Raw genomic sequence first — 7,960 nt, 5'->3', positions numbered from 1 at the left:
GTTCTATAACCTGTTCGCCGATGAGATTCGTCACTTCACCGCCACTGCCAGCGCCGATCTGGCGGAGTTCACCAAGCCGCTGAACGACGCAGTGACCACGCTCGATGAATTGACCGCTTGGTTGCTGGATCGAGCCAAAGCCAACCCGAATGAAATCGGCGCGGCGTCGGTCGAGTACCTGCACGTGTTTGGCTATGTCGCCTATGCCTACATGTGGGCACTGATGGCCAAGGCTGCGTTGGGCAAGGAAACGCAGGACGATTTCTACGCGAGCAAACTGGGCACGGCGCGTTTCTATTTCGCCCGCCTGTTGCCGCGGATTCACTCGCTGAGCGCGTCGGTGAAGGCCGGTAGCGAGTCGCTGTTTTTGCTGGATGCAGCGCAGTTCTGAAGATGTAACCGCATGTAAGCTTTCTCTTACATGACGTGCTGCTGTTCTCCCATGGTAGCGAATTGGATCCACGGCTAATCTACTTCACATGGACGTAGCGCAGGAAGCGCAAAGCAACAACACGGACACGTAGGATTCTGCCAGGGTGGCGGAGTGAAATGGATGTCAGGGAAACAGTCTGCAAAGCCCCGCTTCGGCGGGGTTTTCTTATGCCTGCGAAAAAGTGCCCAGCGCTCGGGCACCCTATTGAAAGCGGTCGTCCGGCCGGCTCATCTCTTCTTCCAGCACGGTTCGCAGCAACGCCAGCGAGGCCTGTTGCCGTTGCACGTCACGACACACCAACCCCACCTTCAGCGGCACCCGTGGCTCAGTCAGTGGCTTCCACAACAGATCCTTATTGCCGTAAGCCTTTTGTGAGCGCCCGGGTAGTACCGTTGCCAGCCTCGTGTGCGGCAAGCTACCGAGAATCCCCGCCATATTGTTCAGTTCGGCCTGCACCTGTGGTCGTCTTCCAAGATTCGCCAGTTGCGCCTGCCAGATCTGGCGCACCTGAAACTCCTCCCCAAGCAGCAGCATGGGCAATTCGGCCGCCTGGCTCATGGACACTTTCTTGAATTCGCGCAGTGGATGTTCCGCAGGGATGACAAGGGTCAGTTCATCTTCGTACAGCATCACGCCGTGCAACCCCGGTTGCCGTGGCGGCAAGTAACTGATGCCAATATCCAGCGAGCCATTGAGCAATCGTCGTTCGATGTCCAGACCCGTCAGTTCATAGATCTGCACCACCAGATGCGGCTGCGCCTTGCGCACCCGTTCGAGCATTTGCGGCACCAGGCTGGTGTGCACGGTTTGCAGAACGCCGATGGCCAGGGTGCGAACCGCTTGGCCCTTGAAGTTACCCAGCGCTTCGCGCGCACGTTGCAGCCCATCGAGCAAGGGCAGTGCGTGGTTGTACAGGGTGTGGGCTGCCAGCGTCGGCAACAGGCGTTTGCTGCTGCGTTCGAAGAGGCTGACGTCCAGGCTTTGTTCCAGATGACGGATTTGCTGGGAAAGCGCCGGCTGAGAGATGGACAGACGCTCGGCGGCGCGGCCGACGTGGCCTTCTTCATATACGGCGACGAAATAGCGCAGTTGCTTGAAATCCATAAGAGATACTTATTGAAAATGCTCGGAAATCGAAATGGCTCAAGGCCTTGCCTGAGCCTAGTCTAACCGTATTGACAGGGCTTACAGGGCCACAGAACGCGATGAATACCGTTTGTTTCGATGGTGTTTGCATAGGCAAGGCAACAATTCTTCTACGAGGGCTGAATCAATGAATCTGTTCAGCCTGCGCCGTCCTTCACCTGATCTTGAAGAGCTGGTGGCAGAGACTTCCTTCTCCACCGCCAATGGCAATCTTTCCAGCGATTACCTGATGCCCAGCGTCGAACGCCCGCAGCAGGTATTTGTTCGGGGTCAGGGATCCTGGTTGTGGGACGGCGACGACCGCGCTTACCTGGATTTTTCCCAAAGCGGCGGGGCCAACAGCCTCGGCCATAGCCCCAAAGCACTGGTCAGCGCGATCACGGCGCAAGCCCAGGCGCTGATCAACCCCGGTTTCGGCCTGCACAATCGCGGCATGCTCAGCCTCACCGAACGCCTGTGCAGCAGCACGGGCAGCGACCAGGCCTATTTGCTCAACACCGGCAGCGAAGCGTGTGAGGCGGCGATCAAGCTGGCGCGCAAGTGGGGTCAACGACATCGCAACGGCGCTTCGCGGATCATTGTTGCGAGTAACGGCTGCCATGGTCGTAGTCTGGGGACGATTCCCGCGTCGGACAGTTCGACCCTGATCAACCGCTTCGAGCCGCAACTCCCGGGTTTCAGCCAGGTGCCATTCAATGATCTTCCGGCGCTGCATGAGGCGGTGGATGAGCGCACTGTGGCGATCATGCTCGAACCGATCCAGAGCGAAGCCGGGGTCATTCCGGCCACCGCGCATTACCTCAAAGGCGTCGAACGCCTGTGCCGCGAACTTGGCATCCTGCTGATCCTCGATGAGGTGCAAACCGGCATCGGCCGCTGCGGCACCTTGCTGGCCGAACAGTCCTACGGCGTACGGGCCGATATCGTCGTGCTGGGCAAAGGCCTGGGCGGTGGCGTGCCGTTGGCGGCGTTGCTCGCACGGGGCAAGGCCTGCTGTTTCGACACCGGCGAAATCAGCGGCACCCATCATGGCAATGCCCTGATGACAGCCGCCGGGCTGACGGTACTCGACAACGTGCAGGACAAGGGATTTCTCGACCATGTCGCGCAATCGGCCCAACACCTGCGTGAAGGCCTGCAGCGTTTGTCCCATCGCTATGGTCACGGTGAATTGCGCGGTCAAGGCCTGCTCTGGGGCCTGAACCTGTCCGATGACTGCGCCGATGCGGTGGTCAAGGCGGCCCTGCACGAAGGCTTGCTGATCAATGCCCCGCAACCCGGCTGCCTGCGTTTCACCCCGGCACTGACCGTCAGCAAGGCCAACATCGACGACATGCTCCTGCGCCTGGCCCGCGCCTTCTCCCGTGTACGCACTGCGCAAGTGCAGTGCCGCAAAGGCATCGCCGTCTAAGCGGACGCATCCTGCGCAAACACCCGAACCGTCTCGCGGTAAAACGCACGCCCCATGCCTGATTCTTTTGGTGTGGGGCGTTTTTTTGTGGCTGGGTTTTGCCAGGTGCGAGTTCCGGCTTGAGCGATGAATGAATCAATGGCTTTTTAGAGGGCCGGCAAGGAATGCCGGCACCAAACGACCATTTTCATCGAGAAACATCCAGCGGATGCTGGATATGAAGGAGTTTCTGGAGATATCGCAATGAGCAAAAAATTTAAAAGCGAAGCGGCGGAATCGATCCACGAATCGGCCAGTGCTCTGTATGCCATTGGCGCAATCAGCAAGGCGACCATGCGGGAGTTTGATGAGTCCTGCCTTGCGGCAGTACCGGACGCAATCCCGGCGGATGAGATCAAGGCGCTGCGCGAGCGGAACAATGTCAGTCAGCCAGTGTTCGCCCGTTATCTGAACACCAGCGCTTCCACTGTCAAGCAATGGGAGGCCGGGGATAAACATCCCAGTGGCATGGCGCTGAAGTTACTGAGCATCGTTCAAAAACACGGTCTGGAAATCCTGGCTTGAGGATTTGAGCTGAACCCTGACCAACGGTACAGGTCGATTGCATGTATGGCTCGCATGAGCCGACATCAATCAGGAGCTGCCCCATGGATTTCATTCGCATCATCATCGCCATTCTGTTGCCGCCGCTGGGTGTGTTTTTGCAAGTCGGGTTTGGCGGGGCGTTCTGGCTGAATATTCTGCTGACGCTGTGCGGTTACATTCCGGGGATCGTGCATGCGGTGTATATCATCGCCAAGCGTTGAGTCCTGTGTCGTCCGGTAGATTGCCTTCGCGAGCAAGCCCGCTCCCACAGGAGTAGACAAGACCCTGTGGGAGCGGGCTTGCTCGCGAAGGGGGCGCCGCCATTTCTGATCAGTCCTGCCAATCCATCACCCGCCGATAAAACAACCACTCCTGCTCCAGTGCATGGGCCTGATTAGTCGCCTTGCGGAAGCCGTGGCGTTCGTCCGCATAGTAATGGGCCTGGACCAGAATGCCTTTGTTCCGCAGGGCCTCGACCATGTCCCGTGTCTGTTGCGGCACGACCACGGCGTCCAGTTCGCCCTGAAAGAAGATCACCGGTACGCGAATGTTGCCCGCGTGCAGCAGCGGGGTTCTTGCGGCGTAGCGTTCGGCGTCCTGCAACGGATCGCCGATCAGCCAGTCGAGGTAGTCGCCTTCAAATTTGTGGGTGGCCCGGGCCAGGGCGACGGGGTCACTGACGCCATAGAGACTGGCACCGGCACGGAATACATTGGCGAAGGCCAGCGCGCATAACGTGGTGTAACCACCGGCACTGCCACCGCGTATGAATGCGTTGTCGCCGTCGATCAATCCGCGTTCGGCAAGATGACTGACCACCGCGCAGGCATCTTCCACATCGACTTCACCCCAACTCAAATGCAGGGCCTGGCGATAGGCACGACCATAGCCACTGCTGCCGCGGTAGTTGAGATCGGCCACGGCGAAACCCCGTTGTGCCCAGTACTGAATGCGCGGGTCGAGCACCGGGTAGCAGGCCGAGGTCGGGCCTCCGTGGATGAACACCACCAACGGCGGCTTCGTATCCGAGGTCATTGCCGGGTAGAAGAAACCATGGGCCTCACCCGAACCGCTGGGATAGCGCAAGGTTTGCGGGCGGCTGATCTGTTCGGCGGGCAACGGCATGGTGCCTCCCGCCAACACCTTGACCCGCCGGGTCTGGCGGTCGATGGCAATCACCGCCGAAGCGCTGATCGGTGACGCTGCGATGCAGTAAATGAATTGCTCATTCAGGGCGAGGCTGCGAAATCGGCTGTAGTCGCCAGCAAAGGTTTCACTGTTGGCGCCGCAGATGCCCAACTGTCCAAAGCCACCTTCGGTCCAGCTCGCCAGATAACGTTCTTCACTCAGCGCCAGCCAGGTGCATCCACCGAGCTGCCAAGGGGCTGGGCCATGATCGGCCGCCGCGCTCGGCAACGGAATCAGCCCTGTCGAAGATTCCACCCAGGGCTGCCAGAAACCGCCACGATCCGTCAGGCAATACAACCGGCCGCGCTGATCAAAACGTGGTTGTTGCACAGACTCTTGTCTTTCACCGCCCGCTACGCAGACAGCCGGGCCAATGCCACCGTCATTCTGACGTTCAGCAACCATCAAACGAGTCGCGGTCCACGGCTGGTCCGGGCGGCTCCACTCGATCCAGGCCAGGCGTCGCGTGTCTGGACTGAGCGTCGGGGCGGCATAGAAATCGGCGCCTTCGGCCAGCAAATTACGCGTGCCGTCGGCCATGTCGATGGCGACCACACGATGCTGATCGCCCTGCTCTTCAACCGCCAACACCTGCCCATTGGCGAACTGCAAGTCGCCGTAGCGGCAGGGGCCGGAAGTCAGCGCCTCGGGCGCCTCGCCCGCCAGCGATTGACGATACAACTGTTGGTCCGCCTCGTTGACGAAAACCACCCCGTCGTCTGTCAGACAAAACGCCCCACCGCCATATTCGTACACTCGACTGCGCACGCTGAACCCGGTCGGTGTCAGACAATTGGCCACCCCGTCGCGCCAATGCCAGATTCGGCAGGCGCCATCGTCCGGACGGTATTCGTTCCAGAACAGGCCGCGCGGGCCCAGCTGCAGTTCGGCGAAATCGATACCGGCGGCGACGGCTTTGGCGGCGCTGAAGGGTTCAGCTCTTGGCGATGAGGCGTGAGTTTCGTTCATTGCGAAAGGCCAATTGTTCGATGGTCTGGGACGCGTGCTCGGCTTCTTCGCGGGCCTTGAGAATCACGCCGTGATGTGGCGATTTGCTGCACACCGGGTCGGCATTGCTCGCATCCCCGGTCAGCATGAACGCCTGGCAGCGACAACCGCCGAAGTCTTTTTCCTTCTCGTCGCAGGAGCGGCACGGCTCGGGCATCCAGTCATAACCGCGAAAGCGATTGAAGCCGAACGAGTCATACCAGATGTGCTGCATGCTGTGATCGCGCACGTTGGGAAACTGCACCGGTAGCTGTCGGGCGCCGTGACAGGGCAGCGCCGTTCCGTCCGGTGTCACGGTCAGAAAAATACTGCCCCAGCCGTTCATGCAGGCTTTCGGGCGTTCTTCATAGTAGTCCGGCGTGACGAAGATCAGCTTGCACGGGTGCCCTTCGGCTTCCAGTTTGGCGCGGTATTCATTGGTGATGCGTTCGGCGCGAACCAGTTGCTCCTTGGTCGGCAACAACCCGACACGATTGAGTTGGGCCCAGCCGTAGAACTGGCAGGTAGCGAGTTCGACGAAGTCCGCTTCCAGCGCGATGCACAGCTCGATGATGCGGTCGATCCTGTCGATGTTGTGCCGATGGGTGACGAAGTTCAGCACCATCGGGTAGCCGTGGGCTTTCACGGCCCGGGCCATTTCCAGCTTTTGCGCGAAGGCCTTTTTCGAGCCCGCGAGCAAGTTGTTCACCTGCTCGTCGCTGGCCTGGAAACTGATCTGGATGTGATCGAGGCCGGCCTTCTTGAAGTCGCTGATTTTCTGCTCGGTCAGGCCGATGCCGGAGGTGATCAGGTTGGTGTAGAAACCCAGTTTGCGTGCTTCGGCAATCAACTCGGCGAGGTCCTGGCGCACCAGTGGCTCGCCGCCGGAAAACCCCAGTTGTGCAGCGCCCATTTCCCGCGCTTGGCGAAAGACCTTGATCCATTGCTCGGTACTCAGCTCCTCGCCCTGCTCGGCGAAGTCCAGCGGATTGGAGCAGTACGGGCATTGCAGCGGGCAGCGATACGTCAGCTCGGCGAGCAGCCACAGCGGCAGGCCGATGTCCGGTTTGGGCGGGATTTGCACCGACGAATCAGGCAAGTTCGATCCAGTGCTGCGCACGGGCAACCTCCATGAATTGCTCGATGTCGTCACCGAGTTCGGGCACGCCGGGGAATTGCTGGTCGAGTTCACTGATGATCGCGGCCACATCGCGCTGGCCATCGATCAAACCGCCGATCAACGCGGCGCTTTCATTGAGCTTGATCATGCCTTCAGGGTACAGCAGCACGTGGCCTTTCTGGGCCGGTTCGTACTGGAAGCGGTAGCCGGGACGCCAGGTCGGGGTCTTGCTGCGATCGAAACTCATAAGGTGATTCCTTTGTGCCAGACCCGCTGCTCGGTGACGCTGTGATAGGGCGGGCGATTGAGCTCGTAGGCCATGCTCATGGCATCGAGCATGCTCCAAAGAATGTCCAGTTTGAACTGGAGAATTTCCAGCATGCGCTCCTGGCCTGCGCGCGTCTTGTAGTGTTCCAGCGTGATGGCCAGGCCATGCTCCACATCGCGGCGCGCCTGGCCCAGGCGGGTGCGGAAATACTCGTAGCCGGCCGGGTCGATCCACGGGTAATGCTGCGGCCAACTGTCCAGGCGCGATTGGTGGATCTGCGGCGCGAACAGCTCGGTCAGCGAGCTGCTGGCGGCTTCCTGCCAACTGGCGCGGCGCGCGAAGTTGACGTAGGCGTCCACCGCGAAACGCACCCCGGGCAACACCAGTTCCTGGGAACGCAACTGGTCGGGGTCGAGGCCCACCGCCTGGCCCAGTCGCAGCCAGGCTTCGATGCCGCCGTCTTCACCGGGGGCACCGTCATGGTCCAGCAGGCGCTGGATCCACTCGCGGCGGATCTCGCGGTCGGGGCAGTTGGCCAGGATCGCGGCATCCTTGAGCGGGATGTTCACCTGGTAGTAGAAACGGTTGGCAACCCAGCCCTGGATCTGCTCGCGGGTGGCCCGACCCTGGTACATCGCCACGTGGTATGGGTGGTGGATGTGGTAGTAGGCGCCTTTGGCGCGCAGGGCGGCCTCGAATTCGGTGGGGGACATCGGGGTGTCGGTCATTGCGGGTCTCCGGGTACAACCGGTGGGTTCTTGGTGTCTGGGCGGGCCTCTTCGCGAGCAAGCCCGCTCCCACCTTGGAATGCGGTCAATTGTG

At 60.5% G+C, this 7,960-nt stretch carries 9 protein-coding genes; 4 read left to right on the top strand and 5 right to left on the bottom strand.

The window, feature by feature from the left end; genetic code table 11:
* Positions 1-391 (top strand): acyl-CoA dehydrogenase C-terminal domain-containing protein (locus tag B0W55_RS27805; protein ID WP_175645581.1); only part of this gene is annotated, 391 nt, incomplete at its 5' end.
* A gap of 243 nt (positions 392-634) precedes the next feature.
* Here B0W55_RS27805 and B0W55_RS27800 read toward each other — a convergent pair.
* Positions 635-1,537, bottom strand: a complete 903-nt coding sequence (locus B0W55_RS27800) for a LysR family transcriptional regulator (protein ID WP_077049111.1) — start codon at positions 1,535-1,537, stop codon at positions 635-637.
* Positions 1,538-1,706: 169 nt separating this feature from the next.
* Here B0W55_RS27800 and B0W55_RS27795 point away from each other — a divergent pair, with 169 nt between their 5' ends.
* From B0W55_RS27795 to B0W55_RS27785, 3 genes are all read left to right on the top strand, one after another.
* Positions 1,707-2,990, top strand: a complete 1,284-nt coding sequence (locus B0W55_RS27795; RefSeq protein WP_077049110.1) for an aspartate aminotransferase family protein — start codon at positions 1,707-1,709, stop codon at positions 2,988-2,990.
* 243 nt (positions 2,991-3,233) lie between these two features.
* Entirely contained in the window at positions 3,234-3,554 is a 321-nt protein-coding gene (locus B0W55_RS27790; protein ID WP_077049109.1) for a DNA-binding transcriptional regulator, read from the top strand.
* An 83-nt stretch (positions 3,555-3,637) separates the two neighbouring features.
* Complete coding sequence (locus B0W55_RS27785) at positions 3,638-3,796, top strand: YqaE/Pmp3 family membrane protein (protein ID WP_003228885.1); 159 nt, start codon at positions 3,638-3,640, stop codon at positions 3,794-3,796.
* 109 nt (positions 3,797-3,905) lie between these two features.
* Here B0W55_RS27785 and B0W55_RS27780 read toward each other — a convergent pair whose 3' ends face one another.
* From B0W55_RS27780 to pqqC, 4 genes are read right to left on the bottom strand one after another with little or no spacing between them, the layout of a single operon-like run.
* Positions 3,906-5,732: a S9 family peptidase gene (locus tag B0W55_RS27780; protein ID WP_077049108.1), complete on the bottom strand. Its 1,827-nt coding sequence runs from the start codon at positions 5,730-5,732 to the stop codon at positions 3,906-3,908.
* The gene (gene pqqE, locus B0W55_RS27775; RefSeq protein ID WP_371807304.1) at positions 5,698-6,834 is read right to left on the bottom strand and encodes a pyrroloquinoline quinone biosynthesis protein PqqE; all 1,137 of its coding nucleotides are present in this window, start codon (positions 6,832-6,834) and stop codon (positions 5,698-5,700) included. The genes B0W55_RS27780 and pqqE overlap by 35 nt, the downstream gene beginning before the upstream one ends.
* Before the next feature lie 7 nt (positions 6,835-6,841).
* On the bottom strand, positions 6,842-7,117 hold the full coding sequence (gene pqqD / locus B0W55_RS27770) for a pyrroloquinoline quinone biosynthesis peptide chaperone PqqD (protein ID WP_077049106.1): 276 nt from the start codon (positions 7,115-7,117) through the stop codon (positions 6,842-6,844).
* Entirely contained in the window at positions 7,114-7,866 is a 753-nt protein-coding gene (gene pqqC / locus B0W55_RS27765) for a pyrroloquinoline-quinone synthase PqqC (RefSeq protein ID WP_077049105.1), read from the bottom strand. The genes pqqD and pqqC overlap by 4 nt, the downstream gene beginning before the upstream one ends.
* Between the last annotated feature and the right edge of the window lie 94 nt (positions 7,867-7,960).

This window comes from Pseudomonas sp. KK4 (assembly GCF_001984065.1).
Classification (GTDB): domain Bacteria; phylum Pseudomonadota; class Gammaproteobacteria; order Pseudomonadales; family Pseudomonadaceae; genus Aquipseudomonas.
The sequence above is the reverse complement of the archived record's forward strand: the minus strand, read 5'-3'. Positions and strand labels throughout refer to the sequence as shown.

Coding starts and splice junctions, on each gene's coding strand:
- B0W55_RS27785 (WP_003228885.1), top strand. CDS start 3,638: ATGGATTTCATTCGCATCATCATCGCCATTCTGTTGCCGCCGCTGGGT.
- pqqC (WP_077049105.1), bottom strand. CDS start 7,866: ATGACCGACACCCCGATGTCCCCCACCGAATTCGAGGCCGCCCTGCGC.
- pqqD (WP_077049106.1), bottom strand. CDS start 7,117: ATGAGTTTCGATCGCAGCAAGACCCCGACCTGGCGTCCCGGCTACCGC.
- B0W55_RS27795 (WP_077049110.1), top strand. CDS start 1,707: ATGAATCTGTTCAGCCTGCGCCGTCCTTCACCTGATCTTGAAGAGCTG.
- B0W55_RS27790 (WP_077049109.1), top strand. CDS start 3,234: ATGAGCAAAAAATTTAAAAGCGAAGCGGCGGAATCGATCCACGAATCG.
- B0W55_RS27800 (WP_077049111.1), bottom strand. CDS start 1,537: ATGGATTTCAAGCAACTGCGCTATTTCGTCGCCGTATATGAAGAAGGC.
- B0W55_RS27780 (WP_077049108.1), bottom strand. CDS start 5,732: ATGAACGAAACTCACGCCTCATCGCCAAGAGCTGAACCCTTCAGCGCC.